At 44.9% G+C, this 16,731-nt stretch carries 13 protein-coding genes; 12 read left to right on the forward strand and 1 reads right to left on the reverse strand.

The features are described 5' to 3' along the window. The first annotated feature begins 119 nt into the window (after positions 1-119). The 12 genes from nuoC to CAN34_RS12035 all read left to right on the forward strand — a co-directional run bounded on the left by nuoC (position 120) and on the right by CAN34_RS12035 (position 15,904). Positions 120-1,895: an NADH-quinone oxidoreductase subunit C/D gene (gene nuoC, locus CAN34_RS11980; protein WP_089555837.1), complete on the forward strand. Its 1,776-nt coding sequence runs from the start codon at positions 120-122 to the stop codon at positions 1,893-1,895. A gap of 156 nt (positions 1,896-2,051) precedes the next feature. Further along, positions 2,052-2,561, forward strand: a complete 510-nt coding sequence (gene nuoE / locus CAN34_RS11985) for an NADH-quinone oxidoreductase subunit NuoE (RefSeq protein WP_079691069.1) — start codon at positions 2,052-2,054, stop codon at positions 2,559-2,561. After that, positions 2,558-3,982, forward strand: coding sequence for an NADH-quinone oxidoreductase subunit NuoF (nuoF, locus tag CAN34_RS11990; RefSeq protein WP_079691070.1), 1,425 nt, complete (start codon positions 2,558-2,560; stop codon positions 3,980-3,982). The genes nuoE and nuoF overlap by 4 nt, the downstream gene beginning before the upstream one ends. A 10-nt stretch (positions 3,983-3,992) precedes the next feature. Continuing rightward, complete coding sequence (gene nuoG, locus CAN34_RS11995) at positions 3,993-7,103, forward strand: NADH-quinone oxidoreductase subunit NuoG (protein ID WP_089555838.1); 3,111 nt, start codon at positions 3,993-3,995, stop codon at positions 7,101-7,103. 49 nt (positions 7,104-7,152) lie between these two features. Beyond that, the gene (gene nuoH, locus CAN34_RS12000) at positions 7,153-8,148 is read left to right on the forward strand and encodes an NADH-quinone oxidoreductase subunit NuoH (RefSeq protein ID WP_174668370.1); all 996 of its coding nucleotides are present in this window, start codon (positions 7,153-7,155) and stop codon (positions 8,146-8,148) included. Positions 8,149-8,203: 55 nt separating this feature from the next. Further along, on the forward strand, positions 8,204-8,752 hold the full coding sequence (gene nuoI / locus CAN34_RS12005) for an NADH-quinone oxidoreductase subunit NuoI (RefSeq protein ID WP_079691073.1): 549 nt from the start codon (positions 8,204-8,206) through the stop codon (positions 8,750-8,752). Continuing rightward, positions 8,749-9,495: an NADH-quinone oxidoreductase subunit J gene (gene nuoJ / locus CAN34_RS12010; protein WP_089555840.1), complete on the forward strand. Its 747-nt coding sequence runs from the start codon at positions 8,749-8,751 to the stop codon at positions 9,493-9,495. The genes nuoI and nuoJ overlap by 4 nt, the downstream gene beginning before the upstream one ends. 98 nt (positions 9,496-9,593) lie before the next feature. Then, positions 9,594-9,902, forward strand: a complete 309-nt coding sequence (gene nuoK, locus CAN34_RS12015; protein ID WP_045445153.1) for an NADH-quinone oxidoreductase subunit NuoK — start codon at positions 9,594-9,596, stop codon at positions 9,900-9,902. Positions 9,903-9,906: 4 nt separating this feature from the next. After that, positions 9,907-11,781: an NADH-quinone oxidoreductase subunit L gene (nuoL, locus tag CAN34_RS12020; protein ID WP_089555841.1), complete on the forward strand. Its 1,875-nt coding sequence runs from the start codon at positions 9,907-9,909 to the stop codon at positions 11,779-11,781. A 1-nt stretch (position 11,782) separates the two neighbouring features. After that, on the forward strand, positions 11,783-13,408 hold the full coding sequence (nuoM, locus tag CAN34_RS12025) for an NADH-quinone oxidoreductase subunit M (RefSeq protein ID WP_079691076.1): 1,626 nt from the start codon (positions 11,783-11,785) through the stop codon (positions 13,406-13,408). 3 nt (positions 13,409-13,411) lie between these two features. Continuing rightward, complete coding sequence (locus tag CAN34_RS12030; protein WP_079691077.1) at positions 13,412-14,890, forward strand: NADH-quinone oxidoreductase subunit N; 1,479 nt, start codon at positions 13,412-13,414, stop codon at positions 14,888-14,890. A gap of 171 nt (positions 14,891-15,061) precedes the next feature. Beyond that, the gene (locus tag CAN34_RS12035; RefSeq protein ID WP_089555842.1) at positions 15,062-15,904 is read left to right on the forward strand and encodes a ferredoxin--NADP reductase; all 843 of its coding nucleotides are present in this window, start codon (positions 15,062-15,064) and stop codon (positions 15,902-15,904) included. Positions 15,905-16,020: 116 nt separating this feature from the next. Here the strand turns inward: CAN34_RS12035 and CAN34_RS12040 are convergent, their stop codons facing one another. Then, entirely contained in the window at positions 16,021-16,629 is a 609-nt protein-coding gene (locus CAN34_RS12040; RefSeq protein ID WP_254423185.1) for a hypothetical protein, read from the reverse strand. Positions 16,630-16,731 lie beyond the last annotated feature (102 nt).

Consider the following 16,731-nt stretch of genomic DNA (forward strand, 5'->3'; position numbering starts at 1 on the left):
AGTTAATAATTCATAGCAATGCTCATTACGCATACGCTCATCATAGTTCGGTTATGATTAATATAGTTCGGTTATGATTGACATAGTTCAGTTATGATTAATGAAGGAATACATCATTCATGGTCACGGTAGTCGAAAACATAGATCCTAAGATCAAACCTGTCCCAGCGGTTATCAAAGAGCTGGAAGAGAAATATGCTGGTAAGTTTGTCGTGCAGCACACGGTTGATGAAATTCCAACGGTTTGGGTGGCACGCGCTGATTTATTAGACGTTCTCTTGTTCCTGCGTAAATTGCCAAAACCTTATGTCATGCTATTTGACTTGTCAGCGATAGATGAGCGTTTACGCCAGCATCGCCAGGGTTTGCCTGACAGTGACTTTACGGTGTTTTATCATTTGATGTCGCTTGAGCGTAATAGCGATGTACGTATTAAAGTTGCACTCAGTGAAGACGATCTAAATGTCCCAAGCGCGACGCAGATTTGGCCAAATGCCAACTGGTATGAGCGCGAAGTATGGGATATGTTTGGTATTGTCTTTACAGGACATCCGCATTTAACCCGTATTCTACTACCTAAATATTGGGAAGGTCATCCACTGCGTAAAGAGTATCATGCGCGTGCGACTGAATTTACGCCTTACTTCCTAAATAATGCCAAACAACAATACGAGCAAGAAAACCTGCGCTTTGTCCCCGAAGAATGGGGCATGAAGCGTTCGGGTCGTGATGAAGACTTTATGTTCTTGAACATTGGTCCTAACCATCCATCTGCACATGGTGCCTTCCGTTTGGTACTACAGCTCGATGGCGAAGAAGTAGTTGACTGTATTCCAGATATTGGCTATCACCATCGCGGCGCCGAAAAGATGGCTGAGCGCCAAACATGGCACTCATTTATTCCTTATACCGACCGTATTGATTATCTCGGCGGTGTGATGAATGAGCTACCGTATATCATGTCGGTTGAAAAGCTTGCAGGAATTACCATTCCGCCTCGCGCTGAAACCATTCGCGTGATGATGAGTGAGTTTTTCCGTATTACCAATAATCTGCTATTTGTCGGTACCTTTATTCAGGATGCGGGTGGTATGACACCGGTATTCTATATGTTTACCGATCGCCAAAAAGCTTACGATGTCATCGAAGCCGTGACCGGTTACCGTATGCATCCAGCTTGGTTCCGTATCGGTGGTACGGCACACGATTTACCGCGTGGCTGGCAGCGTCTGGTACGCGAGTTTTTAGATTGGATGCCAAAACGCTTGGATGAGTATGTCAAAGCGGCATTGCAAAACAGCGTGCTTAAAGGTCGTACCCAAGGTGTTGCGCAATATAATACCAAGCAAGCATTAGCATGGGGCGTGACGGGTGCAGGTTTACGTGCGACAGGTTTAGATTTTGATCTACGTAAAGCGCGACCGTACATGGGTTATGAGAACTACGATTTTGAAGTGCCAGTTGGCTATAACGGTGATGCATACGATCGCTGTATGGTGAAAGTCGAAGAGATGCGTCAGTCTTTACGTATCATTCGTCAATGTATGGACAATATGCCACAAGGTCCTTATAAAGCTGACCATCCATTAACGGTACCACCACCGAAAGACCGTACATTGAATGATATTGAGACCTTGATTAATCACTTTATCTCCGTATCTTGGGGTCCTGTGATGCCAGCGGGCGAATGTGCAACGATCGTTGAGGCGACCAAAGGTCTGAATAGTTATTATATAACCTCAGATAAAGCCACGATGAGCTATCGTACGCGTATCCGTACACCAACATTTGCGCATATCCAGCAAATGCCATCGGTGATTAATGGCTCGCTCGTATCTGATGCCATCATGTATCTGGCGTCGATTGATATTGTGATGGCGGATTGTGACCGTTAGAGTATTTGCGGTTATGAGTTTATCGTAATCACGTTATACATTTTAAAAGTAAGACAAGTTCATTAATATGTTATTGCCAAATTGGCACACCAAAACGCTGTCATTGCGCTATGAGCGCAACACAAGCAGTGGGCTGAGTGAGGAAAGAAAAAGATTATGAGAATTGTTTCCGATAAAATGCCGAAAGTAGATGTGGCAAGTATCTTAACCGTTGAAGAAATCGCGGCTATTCATGAGTTTGTGCATCATTATCCACATCCGCGTGCAGCGTCTTTAGATTCGCTAAAAATCGTGCAAAAGCGTAACGGCTGGGTCGATGATGCGCAAGTCAACGCCATTGCCAATATTCTAAATGTTCCTATAACCGATATGGATGGGGTAGCAACTTTCTTTAACCGTATCTATCGTCAGCCAGTTGGTCGTCATGTCATCCTCATTTGTGATTCAGTGGCTTGTTATCTAACAGGCTATGAAGCGCTTGCCGCTGAACTAAAATCGCAACTAGGTATCGACTATGGTCAAACGACGACTGACGGTCGTTTTACGCTATTGCCAATTTGCTGTTTGGGTAACTGTGATAAAGGTCCTGCGGTGTTGATTAATGAAGACACCTATGGTCCTGTACAGCCTGACGAAGTTGCCCAATTGTTGGAGCTATACGCATGAGATTAACCGTTTCAGAGCAGATTGCTCTTCGCAGCCAAGGCAAAGCACCAAGCCAACTTAATGAGCAGCGCATTCCGGTATATGGTGACAAAGCGACGGCGACCAGTGAAACCAAACCACTGACATGGCGTCTAGCACATCATGACGCGGTATTAGATTTAGCGACTTATGAATCACTACGTGGTTTTGAAGCGTTAAAGATGGCGTTAAATCAATCGCCAGATGACACCTTAAATACCATTAAAGAAGCAGTAGTGAAAGGTCGTGGCGGTGCAGGTTTCCCAGCTGGTATTAAATGGTCGCTGATGGCACCACCTGATGGTGGTCCACGTTATTTAGTTTGTAATGCTGATGAGATGGAGCCAGGTACTTTTAAAGACCGTCTGCTCATGGAGCGTCTGCCGCTTCAACTTATCGAAGGGATGCTCATTTCTGCCTATGCTATCGGTGCAACTGCTGGTTATATCTTTATCCGTGGTGAATATATTTTAGCTGCTGAGCGTCTAACGGCAGCGATTGAAGAGTTAAAAGCCAATAATCTGGTCGGCGACAATATTTTAGGGTCAGATTTTAGTTTTGATTTGCACGTCCATACTGGCGCTGGTCGTTATATCTGCGGTGAAGAAACGGCCTTAATTAACTGTTTAGAAGGTCGCCGTGCTAACCCGCGTACCAAACCGCCATTTCCACAAGTAGCTGGAGCATGGGGTCGTCCAACTGTCGTTAATAACGTTGAAACTTTGCATAACGTCTCAGCGATTATTTTACATGGTAGCAAGTGGTATCAAGATTTACCAAAAGCCAAAGGTGTGGTAGAAACGCCGGGTACCAAACTATTTGGCTGTTCAGGTCTGGTTAATGATCCAGGTTTGTGGGAATTGCCATTTGGTTATACCGCACGTGAAATTATTGAAGATTTCGCTGGCGGTATGCAAGAAGGTCGTACGCTCAAAGCATGGTTACCTGGTGGTGCATCAACTGACTTTTTAACGGCCGATCACTTAGATACCGTCGTCGATTTTGATACCATCCAAAAAGCCGGTAGCCGTATGGGTACTGGGCTGATTATGGTCGTCGATGAAGAGCAAGATATGGTGCCATTACTGCGCAACCTTGAGATTTTCTTCCAGCGTGAGTCATGTGGTTGGTGTACGCCATGCCGTGATGGTCTACCTTGGGGTGTTAAAATCCTCACTGCCATCAATGATGGTGAAGGTCAAATCGGTGATGTTGAAAAGTTAGAAGGTTTAACCCGTGACTTATGGATCGGCAAAACCTTTTGCGCGCATGCCCCAGGCGCTATGGAACCACTGATGAGTGCAATTAAATATTTCCGTCCTGAGTTTGATCAAAAAATTGCGCAGGCGGTCGGTAAAGATGTTATTGAGGCTGCAGCCAGTCAACAGCCAGATGTGAAATAAGGAGAGCGGCATGGCAGTCATACATATTGATGGAACCACTGTCGAAGTAGATAGCGCGGACAACTTGCTACAAGCATGCTTGTCACTCGGCATTGATGTGCCGTATTTTTGTTATCACCCAGCCCTTGGCTCAGTAGGCTCTTGCCGTCAGTGTGCGGTTAAGCAATATCAAAGCAAAGAAGATATGGAAGCGGGTCGCGGCCGCCTTGTGATGTCATGTATGGTCGCACCCAGCGATGATATGTACATCTCGGTCACTGATGATGAGGCCAAGGCGTTCCGTAAGTCGATGGTTGAGCTGTTGATGATTAATCATCCGCATGACTGCCCAACTTGTGAAGAGGGTGGACATTGTCATTTACAAGATATGACTTATATGTCAGGTCATCATCGTCGTCGCTACCGCTTTACCAAACGCACGCATCACAATCAAGAGCTTGGTCCTTTTATCGCTCATGAGATGAATCGTTGTATCGCTTGCTACCGCTGTGTACGTTTTTATAAAGACTATGCGGGCGGTGAAGATTTGGGTGTTTATGGTTCAAATGAACGCGTTTATTTTGGTCGTGATAAAGATGGTCAGTTTGAGAGTGAATTTTCAGGTAACTTAACTGAAGTCTGTCCAACCGGTGTATTTACCGATAAGACGCATTCCGATCGTTATAACCGTAAATGGGACATGCAGTATGCCCCAAGCATCTGTCATGGTTGTTCAGCAGGTTGTAATATCTCCGCCGGCGAGCGTTATGGTGAATTGCGCCGTATTGAAAACCGTTATAACGGTGAAGTAAACCGTTACTTCTTATGTGATCGCGGTCGCTTTGGTTACGGTTATGTCAATCGTGAAGATCGTCCAACCCAAGCGCTTGAGCGTATCAATGATAAGCACGTCAAAATCAATATCGACTATGCGCTTGATGAAACCATTAAGCGTATTAAAGATAAAAAAGTCATCGGTATTGGCTCGCCACGTGCCAGTTTAGAAACCAACTTTGCCTTAAAGAACCTCGTTGGTTTTGATAATTTCTCAACCGGTCTCAATCATCAGCAGCAAGCACTGGTCAATAAATGTATTGAAGTCCTAAGTACTGAAAGTATTTATAATCCAGGCATGACTGATATTGAAAGTCACGATGCGGTTTTGGTTTTGGGTGAAGATATTACTCAAACCTCACCACGTGTCGCACTATCTATTCGTCAAGCGGCGAAAAATGAAGCCCTCAAAATGGCGGCTGCGACCAAAACGCAATCATGGTTGGCTGAGCCAGTCAAGCGCATTGCTCAAGGCGCGCAAAGTCCGGTATATATCATTGATGTGACCCAAACCAAACTTGAAGACATCAGTAAGGTCAGCGTAGTAGCGACACCTGAAGATATCACCAAACTTGGTTTCAAAGTTGCTAATGAAATTGCTAACTTTGTGGATGATTTAGCAAAAATAGTCGACCCGCAAACAGCTGAACAAGATGCAGATATCGATACTGGTATTGACGCTATGCAAGCGCTGGCACAGCAAATCGCTTATGATTTAATCCAAGCGGATAAGCCGTTAATCGTATCTGGCAGCAGTTTATCGTCTATCGCCCTGATAGAAGCGGCTGCGCAAATCACGCAAGCATTAAGCCAAAAACGTGCAGCCATTAAAGCGACTGAGCAGTATGAAGTTGAGACACATAATGAGAAGGTCGAAGCCGCTGAAGCGCAAGCGGCAACTACTCAGCAAACCGAAGATAAAGAGTTATCTGCTAAACCAAACAAACCTGAAACAGGTGTGGATACAGAAACGCAGGACGATGTTGAGCGTAAGCCTGCAACCAAACTTGAGCTAAAGAAAGTCAATGAAAGATACCACGCCCAAGCCGGTATTTATTTAGCGGTTGCAGATGCCAATAGTATTGGTGTCTGTTTGCTTGGCGGACATTCAGTCGAAGAATTACTGGCCACTGATTTTGATATAGTGATAGTCGCTGAAAATCAGCTGACCGATGCTATTGACGCGAATAAATTAACCCAGCTATTAACGGACAAAACCGTCATTGCGCTGGATCATCAGTTGCTTGATTGGCATAAAGACGTCGATATTGTATTACCGGCAGCAAGCTTTGCTGAAGCAGATGGCACCCTAGTTTCCGCTGAAGGCCGCGCTCAACGATTCTTCCAAGTCTATGATAACGAATATTATCATCCGCTAAGCAGTATTAAAGAAGGCTGGCGCTGGTTACATGCCGTGCACAGCAGCTTAGAAGGTCGTGATGTCGACTGGACACAGCTTGATGATGTGATTAACGCTTTGATTGCGACACATCCTAAACTTGCGGGTATTAAAGAGGCGGCACCCGATGCTGACTACCGGATGACTGGTCTGAAAATTGCCCGTCAGCCGCGCCGTTACTCAGGTCGTACTTCTATGCGCGCGCCTGTCTCTGTCCATGAGCCGATGCAGCCAAAAGATTTGGATACCGGTTTAACCTTCTCAATGGAAGGTTATAGTGGCAAACAAACACCAAGCTCAATGATTCCTTTTGCCAATGCGGCAGGTTGGAACTCACCGCAAGCGTGGAATAAATATCAAGATAAAGTCGGTGGCAGTCTTAGAAATGGTGATCCGGGCGTACGCTTGTTCGACCAATTAGAGCGCCTGCCGACGCGTCAATATGTTGCGCCAGAAGCGATGTCTTCGACCACGACGGATATGCAGCAAGGACAAGCCAAACTAGTGCCTATTTATAATATCTATGCCAGCTCAATGATGACGTCACGTAGCCCAGTCGTTGCTGAACAATTACTGGTTGCGACATGGCATATAGGTATTGATGATGCTAAAGAGTGGGGTCTTGTTGCTGGCGATTATTTAGCTGTTGAGATTGATAAACAGCAAATTACCTTGCCTATTCAGCTTGTTGGCTATTTAGCAGAAGGCTGTATTGGTTATCCGGTCGGACAAGTAAGTATCATTCATCCATCAATGCCAGCATCGGTACGCAAAGTAGATGCACCAATTACCATGATGGGTAGTATGGCTAATGACAGTGCTTTAAAGAGCCATGCTGATACTACTAATAACCGCACAACGCCAGCCACTGTAGCTACTACAGCGCCGACCACCACACAGGAGGTGTAATATGCAAGTTACCCGTATTATCCCCGATGTGCCAAGCTTTTTGGCGGGTATGATGACCTTTGATACTTGGTCGATACTTTTTATGGTCGTACAATCGCTGGTCATCTTTTTAGTGGTGGTGATTGTCGCTGCGATGATGATTGTTTATGAGCGCCGGATGCTAGCTTTATGGCAAGACCGTTATGGTCCAAACCGTGTCGGACCGTTTGGTTCGTTGCAACTGGTTGCTGATATGCTCAAAATCTTCTTTAAAGAAGATTGGACGCCAAATTTTACCGATAAATTTATGTTTACCTTGGCGCCTGCGGTTGCCATGTTTACCGCTTTGGCCTCATTTGCCATTATTCCTATTTCACCAATCCTTGGGGTGGCTGATTGGGATATTGGTATTTTGTTCTTTTTTGCCATGGCAGGTATTGCTGTCTATGCAGTACTGTTTGGTGGTTGGGCGTCAGCCAATAAATTCTCACTACTTGGCGGATTACGTTCAGCCGCGCAAACGATTAGTTATGAGGTTTTCTTAGGCTTGTCGTTGATGGGCGTTGTTGCATTAACAGGCTCATTTAACTTACGAGCGATTGTCGAAGCGCAGGCTGATGGTTGGTATATCATCCCGCAGTTCTTTGGGTTTTTGACGTTTGTCGTTGCAGGTGTTGCCGTTACGCATAGACATCCATTTGATCAGCCAGAAGCAGAGCAAGAACTTGCTGAAGGTTATCATGTTGAATACTCCGGCATGAAGTTCGGTATGTTCTTTATTGGTGAATACGTCAACGTCGTACTGATTTCTGCGCTGATGACATGTCTGTTTTTTGGTGGTTGGTTGGCACCTTTTAACTTAAATATTCCGTTTATTCCGCCAGCTTTTTGGTTCATGATTAAAACGCTATTCTTTATGACCATGTTTATTTTGGCTCGAGGCTCACTCATGCGTCCGCGCTATGATCAGGTGATGAACTTTGGCTGGAAAGTCTGTCTGCCGGTGACGTTGATTAACCTATTGGTTACTGCTGCAGTCATTTTGATTTTTTCCCCAACGTTGTAATCATTACTAGCCATCACTGATGAACTAGGGTAAAGCTGATAAGGATAATAATCCCATGTTTACTACTATAAAAAAGACCGTCATTGGTATGTTTACCATTGTCCGCAGCATGTGGATGGTCAATAGTCATGCGATCAGACCACGCGACACCATTCTTTATCCTGAGGTGCCGGTACCTGTACCGCCACGTTTTCGTGGACGGATTATATTGTCTCGAGACCCTGATGGCGATGAGCGCTGTGTTGCTTGTAACTTATGCGCCGTGGCATGTCCAGTGGGTTGTATCTCGTTGCAAAAAGCGGAACGTGAAGATGGACGCTGGTATCCAGAGTTCTTTCGAATCAACTTTTCACGCTGTATTTTTTGTGGATTGTGTGAAGAAGCTTGTCCAACGACGGCCATTCAGATGACCCCTGATTTTGAGATGGGCGAATACGTCCGTCAAGACTTGGTTTATGAAAAAGAGCATTTGCTCATCTCAGGACCGGGTAAATATCCCGATTATAACTATTATCGCGTGACGGGTATGGCGGTAGCAGATAAACCAAAAGGAGCGGCGCAAAATGAAGCTGCACCGATTGATCTAAGGAGCTTGCTACCATGATGAATATTTTGAATAATCCTGAATTGGCAGGGTTTTATTCGCTCGCAGCCGTGGCCATATTTGCCAGTTTGCGGGTGGTGACCCAAGCCAATCCAGTCCATGCTATTTTATCGATGATTGTGTCGTTACTAGCAATCGCTGGTATATTTTTTGTGATAGGTGCGCCGTTTGCTGGCGCACTTGAAATAGTCGTCTACGCTGGCGCCATTATGGTGTTGTTCGTCTTTGTTATCATGATGCTAAATTTAGGCATGCGTAATGATGAGCGTGAAGAGCGCTGGCTTGATGCTGGCACTTGGGCGATACCGACGGGGCTAACGATTATTATCGCGGTTGTGCTGTATGCGATGATTGGCCTTAATCATGATGAAGCAGCTGTGATTGGTGGTTCAACTATTTCAGCCAAAGCAGTGGGCACAGTGCTATTTACTAAATATATTATGCTGATAGAAGTCGCCGCATTGCTACTATTAGCTGCCTTAGTTGCGGCTTATCATTTAGGCAAAGAGTCTATCGATGATGAGATTGTCGGCAACGATAGCTTAGTAGCCAATCCAAATGACGGCAGTATTGAGCTGTACGAAAACGACAGCATGCATAACAACAGCACTCATAAAAACAGTGATGCAGTAATGATGGCAAAGCCATACGAATATAAAGATGTCGACCCGCATGACTATGTAGGTATGAAAGTAGGTATGCAGGTGGGTGCGAAGAAAGTCACGCGCAAGGAGTCGGATTAATGGTACTAGCAGCGAGCGTGGCACAAGAGGTTGCAAATGTGCCGTTTGCCCACGAGGTAGCAGGCTTAGTGCAGCCGGTTGCTGAGGCGCAGAATGTACTGGGTATGATACCCATGAGCCATGGATTGATTTTGGCAGGTATCTTGTTTGCGATTGGTCTGTGCGGTGTCATGGTACGGCGTAATTTCTTATTTATGCTGATGAGTCTTGAGATCATGATGAATGCGACAGCACTGGCATTTGTGGTGGCAGGTAGCCGCTGGGTCGATCCAGATGGACAGATTATGTTTATCTTTATTTTGACCTTAGCAGCGGCCGAGGCGGCCATTGGTTTGGCAATATTATTGCGTTTTTATCATCAGCGTGGGCATCTCGATGTCGACAGCGCCAATGAGATGAAAGGATGATGTCATGAGTTTATTACCATTAACCTTTATATTCCCGCTCGTTGGCTTTTTGATTCTAGCCTTTATGCGCGACAAGTTAAGCGAGCAGGTAGCAGCGATTGTCGGTGTTGGTAGCATGCTGCTATCAGCACTCTGTACGCTGGTTGTTAGCTATACCTTTTTAACAACGAATCCAGCCGGAACAGTAGTAGAAATTCCGCTGTGGACGTGGTTTCAAGTCGGTGACTTTGCGCCGAATTTTGGGCTGAGTTTTGATGGTTTAGCATTGACGATGACTGGGGTAATTACCGGCATTGGCTTTTTGATTCATCTGTTTGCCGCATGGTATATGAAAGGCGATACAGGCTTTGCGCGCTTCTTTAGCTATATGAACTTGTTTGTCGCTAGTATGTTATTGCTGGTATTGGCGGACAATTTGTTCCTACTGTATCTCGGTTGGGAAGGCGTTGGTATCTGTTCTTACTTGCTGATTGGTTTTTATTATCATGACCGTGCTAATGGTCGTGCCGCGATGAAGGCCTTTACCGTCACCCGTGTTGGTGATGTGTTCTTAGCCTTTGGTTTGTTTTTATTATTCCGTGAATTTGGTACGCTTAATATCCAAGAGATTATTACCCGCGCCCCGGAAGTATTTGATATTAATAACCCAACCATGATTTTGACTACCATGATGTTGGTTGGCGGCGCAATGGGTAAATCAGCACAGCTACCGCTACATACTTGGCTTGCTGATGCGATGGCAGGTCCAACGCCAGTATCGGCATTGATTCACGCGGCGACGATGGTTACCGCTGGTGTTTATTTGATTGCCCGTCTACATCCATTATTTATATTGACGCCTGGTGTATTGTTGTACTGGGTTGGGGCAGTGGGTGCATTGACACTCGTTGTTGCTGGCTTTTGTGCGCTGGCACAAACCGACATCAAGCGTATCCTTGCTTATTCGACCATGAGCCAAATCGGCTATATGTTCTTAGCGTTGGGCGTTGGGGCATGGCAAGGCGCGATCTTCCACTTGATGACCCATGCTTTCTTTAAAGCATTGTTATTCTTATCGTCAGGTGCAGTGATTCTTGCGGTACATCATGAGCAAAACATCTTTAAGATGGGCGGCTTACGTAAGAAGATACCATTGGTCTTTTGGTGCTATATCGTCGGTGGCGGTGCATTGGCGGCGATACCTTGGGTAACTGTTGGTTTTTATTCTAAAGAAGCGATTCTTTGGGAGAGTTATGCAACCGGTCATATGGTCTTCTTCTATATGGGTGTATTCGGTGCTTTCTTAACCGCGCTTTATACCTTCCGTATGATTTGGATTATCTTCTTTGGTGAAGAAAAGACGCATGCACATAAACTATCTGGTGTGTCGTATTGGCTGCCGCTTAGTGTATTGCTAGTATTATCGACGGCAGTGGGTGCGTTTATTACCCCGCCATTACAAGGCGTATTGCCAGAAAGTGTTGGGCATTTACTAGAAGTTGCTGGTCAAGCGCAGGGTAAACACACGGCAGAATATATCGCCATGGGTGCGATGCTTGCTGGTTTGATCATCGCAGCGCTGTTATATGTAGTCGATAAAGGTCGTATGCTCACAAGCTTTAAGCGCTCGCGTATTGGTGGGGCGTTATATCATTGGTGCTATCACGGTATGGGCTTTGACGCGCTATACGATATAGTTTTTGTAAAACCCTTTTTGTTCATTGGCCGTTTATTTAAAGCCGATCCTGTTGATAAAACGTGGCTGCTACTACCTAAGCTGGCATCAGCAGGTAATAAGGTATTGTCTGCGACGCAAACAGGGTCACTTCGAGGTTATGCTGCAAGCTTTGGCTTGGGTATGGCTGTGCTGTTGGTGCTGGTAATGATGACGGTGGTATAAGATGATAGAGTTACAACAAACGTGGATGCTACCAGCATTAATAGCCATTCCTTTTATTGCAGGATTGCTGTGTTGGCTGGTTGAACGCTTTAATAAACGTCTGCCACGCTGGATTGCTTTAATCGGTATGACGTTGACCTTTGTATTGTCGCTAGTGTTATGGCAATACGGTGATTTTTCAGGCATGAGTAAGCAAGTCATTGCGCCAGACGCAAACGTGCCTTGGGTTGCTGAGTTCAGTGTGCCTTGGATACCAAGCTTTGGTATCAGCTTTCATTTAGCCTTAGATGGTTTATCGCTGATGATGGTTGCTTTAACAGGGCTGCTTGGTGTTGCGGCAGTTGCTTGTTCGTGGAATGAGATTCAGCGCCGTGTTGGTTTCTTCCATCTAAACTTACTATGGAGTTTGGGCGGAGTTATTGGTGTCTTTTTAGCCATTGATATGTTCTTATTCTTCTTCTTTTGGGAGATGATGCTGGTTCCTATCTACTTCTTGATTGCTATTTGGGGTCATGACGTCGTGGGCAAAACCAAAGAATATGCAGCAACTAAGTTCTTTATCTATACCCAAGCTTCTGGGCTTATCATGCTCATCGGTATTTTAGTATTGGTCATTATCAGCTACGCTCAAAAAGGCGTGGTTAGCTTCAATTATAATGACTTGCTCGGTACGCCACTTGGCGGCTGGGAATATCCGATTATGCTGTGCTTCTTTATTGGCTTTGCGGTTAAGTTGCCGATCATTCCTTTCCATGGCTGGTTACCTGATGCCCATGCGCAAGCACCAACGGCAGGTTCGGTGGATTTGGCAGGGGTTCTGATTAAGACGGCAGCTTATGGTTTGATTCGTTTTGTCTTACCATTATTTCCAGCCGCATCACAAGATTTCGCCCCGATAGCGATGACCTTGGGTACGATTGGTATCTTTTATGGGGCGTGGCTCGCCTTTATGCAGACCGATATGAAGCGTTTGCTCGCTTATACCAGTATCTCGCATATGGGTTTTGTGGTATTGGCTATTTATGCCGGTACTTTATTAAGCTTGCAAGGTTTGATGATTCAAATGCTGGCACACGGTTTGAGCTCAGCAGCACTGTTTATCATGGCAGGTCAGTTATATGAGCGTCTACATACGCGTGATCTAACCTTGATGGGGGGCATGTGGGGTCAGTTCCGTTATTATGCACCGATACTGATGTTTTTCTGTGCCGCCTTGCTCGGTATTCCGGGAACAGGTAACTTCATCGGCGAGTTCATGATTTTATTTGGGGCGTTTGCTCAGTATCCAGTGTTTGTAGTATTTGCGACATTCAGCTTAGTATTAGCAGGTTTATACTCGCTTATTTTGATTCATAAGGCGTTATTCGGTACCAATAATATTAAAGAATTGGCACTGCGCGAGACTAAATTACATGGTCTGCCGGAGCGTCCATTAAAAGATTTGGGCAAGCGCGAGCTGTCATTACTATTAATGCTTGCCGCAGGCTTGGTCTGGCTCGGACTGTATCCACAACCGTTCCTTGATACCTCAAGTCACGCGATGCAGTGGATTAATAACGCCTATATATACAGTCAAGTAACACAAGTAGATGCATCACAACTGCTTGATGCAATGGAGGCACGTTAAGTCATGAACGATTTTACGATGAATGATTTGATGGGGCTACTGCCTTATGCACCAATCATTACTGTAGTCATTACGGTATTGGTGGTCATGATTGCCATCACCATTAAGCGCTCACATATGGTGACCGGTACTATCTCGGTCGTCGGTCTGAATATCGGTCTGTTTATTTTGCTTGGGCAAATGGCAGGCATAGTCGATAGTGGGTCGTTAGTACCAGCGGCTGAGCAGTTATTCGTGATTGATAACTTTGCTCAGTTCAATATGGTGATTATCTTTATCTGTGCATTGGCATGTTGTACGCTATCCTATGCTTATTTAGCCGATTTAAAAGACCATAAAGAAGAGCTGTATTTGCTCATGCTGCTATCAACGGTTGGCGCCCTGCTTATGGTAAGCGCGCAGCATTTGGCATCATTCTTTATGAGCTTAGAGATGCTATCGATACCGCTATACGGCATGCTGGCATATACCTATATGCGTAAACGCTCGCTTGAATCAGGGCTTAAATACTTGGTACTATCAGCGACGGCATCGGCAACGCTGCTGATGGGTATGGCGTTTATTTATGCGCAAGTGGGTACGCTCGCCTTTAAACCTATTAGTATGGCCTTAGTTGATGTCTTTGAGTCGCCACTCTTGATTTTAGGCGCGGCGATGATGATGTTCGGTATCGCCTTTAAACTCTCTGCCGCTCCTTTTCATATGTGGACGCCGGATGTTTATGAAGGCGCACCTGCACCTATCGCCACCTATCTAGCATCGGTATCAAAAGTGGCTATGATGGCGCTAGCGGTTCGATTCTTAATCGATACATCTTTATTAGCGCTGCCATCGGTACAAATGCTGCTGATGGTCATGGCAACCTTATCGATTTTGGTGGGTAACTTACTTGCTGTACGCCAAACCAGCCTCAAACGCTTGCTTGGTTATTCATCCATTGCTCATATGGGTTACGTGCTTATCGTGATTGTCAGCATTGGCTCAGCCGCTGATAGTATCTCTAGCATGTATATGGCGGTTTATGCCTTTACCTCTATTGGTGCATTTGGTGTCGTGACCTTGATGTCGAGTCCTTATCGCTTGTCTGGTGAAGCCGATCAATTGACCCATTATCAGGGTCTGTTTTGGCGACGTCCGGTATTGACTGCAGTCATGACCATCATGATGTTGTCGTTAGCGGGTATTCCATTGACTGCAGGCTTTATTACCAAGCTGTTCGCTATTCTTGCTGCTGTACAAGGTACCAACTGGTTCTTGGCAGCGATGATTATCTTAGGTAGCTCAATTGGTTTGTTCTACTACTTGCGCGTTATGCTCACGCTATTTAAGCGCCCGAAACAGTTTATTGAATTTGACGTTTCTGGACAATGGGGTCTACGTACCGGTGGTATCATGGTCATTGCGGTAACGGCAATGATTGTGTTCTTTGGCGTATTACCAAACAGTATGATTGAATGGGCGAGTTTGGCTCGTATTTGGTAAGCATAAAAAAGAGCAGATAAGTGGCTGCACGCTGGTGCTACTACTTATTGATTGTTACGGTTAGAAGACCAAGATGCGCCCGCTTTATGATAAGCTTGGCGCATCTTTTTTATTTGTGTTGTTGGATTTCTAAAAAAATAAATATCAATAAAATGTGGGTAATTCATTATTATGAGTGACAATATTCAAAGAGTAACCGTACTCAGTAAAACCACTTGGACACCGAATCTATTTAGCTTTACCGTTAGCCGTCCTGATAGCTTTAAATTCACCGCTGGGCAATTCGTGCGTTTGGGCGTTAATCCTAGTCAGTTAAAGTATTATAAACAACAGAGTGACGCAGCGAACGATACCTCTGATGAAGAACTAGAAGAAGCGCTAAACGAAGAAATCTTTCGTGCTTATTCGATTGTCTCTTCACCCTTTGATGAGGTGTTAGAGTTTTTCTCTATCGTTATCCCTGATGGCGCATTTACCTCGCAGTTGCAACATCTGCAAGTAGGCGATGAGCTGTTGCTTAATACCATGCCTTTTGGATTTTTAACCTTAGCGCGTTATCAAAAACCATTACCAAAGGATTTATGGCTATTAGCGACAGGAACAGGTCTAGCGCCTTTCTTATCGATGCTACAAGATTTGAAGACATGGGAAGATTATGAGCATATCGTACTAGCGTATAGTGCACGCTCAACAGAAGAGCTGGCCTACGTTGAGAAAATTAAAAGTCTGCAAGAAGATTTTGGTGACTTGGTCGATAATCCGGCACAATTAATTTTTATACCGATTGTTACCCGTGAAGCTGTAGAAGGTGCACTGACAGAACGTCTGCCAAAACTACTTTTAGATGGGACGTTACAAGCGCGCGCTGGGATTGCTTTAGATATCGATAGCACGCACGTCATGCTCTGCGGTAATCCAGAAATGGTAGAAGACACTAAAGAAACTTTAAAAACGCTAGGATTGATTATGAATCGTCGCGGGGAAGGAAATATTGCGGTAGAAAATTACTGGTAGTTGTAGGGTCAATTTGAATCTATGGTAAAACTCCTTTATAAAAAAACGCTGGCTCTAAAAGACATTTGTCTCTAAGAGTCAGCGTTTTTTTGATAAAAGTTGATAGTTGGTTTTTTTTACACTTGGCTTGGTACGGTAGCGTCATCTATTGGGTTAATAGGACCTTGCATTAATTCAGGCTCGTCCTTGTCGCTAATGATATCTTCGTTACTAGTTGACGCTAATAAATCTCGATAATTGATTTGAGCCTTCAAAACCATTTGTTCTTCTTCAAGCTCACCGTAGTTTACTTGCACCTTATGCAAGGTGCTCATAATCTTTTTATTCTTTTTCAACCAGCGATTGATATCAAGATAAATAATCTCATCTTTTGCGCGAGCAATATTGATATAAGACAAAATGAAGCCTAAAGGGTCTTTTTTAAGCACACTATGATAGAACCAGATGAATAGCTTGATACCTTGGCGCTTGATAAAAGACTCACAGCGTAGATTAAGGATGTCGGTATAGGTTTGTTGACCAAAGACAAAGCGCTGAACGTTGCGATCAAGCTGTACGTGAACTAAGCTAAAGTTACTCGCCACCTCCGCATAAATGCCACCAGCATCGACCGTACAGTATAAGCGAAACCAGTCATCATGTAGCTCAACGCGCAGCTCTAAGATCGCCTTGACGTTGTCAGTGACAAATTTTTGTAGCGCATCCTTGAAGTAGGTTGTAGCCACCGGTCGCGACAGTTAATCCTCAAGCTTATTAGTCGTTCTGTGATTGATACGTTTAATCATTTTGGTATGACTGTCCCATCCCTTCCTAAATGAATCGTCAAC

It is taken from the genome of Psychrobacter sp. DAB_AL32B, from assembly GCF_002224105.1.
Classification (GTDB): Bacteria; Pseudomonadota; Gammaproteobacteria; order Pseudomonadales; family Moraxellaceae; genus Psychrobacter.

What these genes read in the sequence shown, in the direction of transcription:
- nuoC (WP_089555837.1), top strand. Translation starts at nt 120, where the DNA reads ATGGTCACGGTAGTCGAAAACATAGATCCTAAGATCAAACCTGTCCCA.
- nuoE (WP_079691069.1), top strand. Translation starts at nt 2,052, where the DNA reads ATGAGAATTGTTTCCGATAAAATGCCGAAAGTAGATGTGGCAAGTATC.
- nuoF (WP_079691070.1), top strand. Translation starts at nt 2,558, where the DNA reads ATGAGATTAACCGTTTCAGAGCAGATTGCTCTTCGCAGCCAAGGCAAA.
- nuoG (WP_089555838.1), top strand. Translation starts at nt 3,993, where the DNA reads ATGGCAGTCATACATATTGATGGAACCACTGTCGAAGTAGATAGCGCG.
- nuoH (WP_174668370.1), top strand. Translation starts at nt 7,153, where the DNA reads ATGATGACCTTTGATACTTGGTCGATACTTTTTATGGTCGTACAATCG.
- nuoI (WP_079691073.1), top strand. Translation starts at nt 8,204, where the DNA reads ATGTTTACTACTATAAAAAAGACCGTCATTGGTATGTTTACCATTGTC.
- nuoJ (WP_089555840.1), top strand. Translation starts at nt 8,749, where the DNA reads ATGATGAATATTTTGAATAATCCTGAATTGGCAGGGTTTTATTCGCTC.
- nuoL (WP_089555841.1), top strand. Translation starts at nt 9,907, where the DNA reads ATGAGTTTATTACCATTAACCTTTATATTCCCGCTCGTTGGCTTTTTG.
- nuoM (WP_079691076.1), top strand. Translation starts at nt 11,783, where the DNA reads ATGATAGAGTTACAACAAACGTGGATGCTACCAGCATTAATAGCCATT.
- CAN34_RS12030 (WP_079691077.1), top strand. Translation starts at nt 13,412, where the DNA reads ATGAACGATTTTACGATGAATGATTTGATGGGGCTACTGCCTTATGCA.
- CAN34_RS12035 (WP_089555842.1), top strand. Translation starts at nt 15,062, where the DNA reads ATGAGTGACAATATTCAAAGAGTAACCGTACTCAGTAAAACCACTTGG.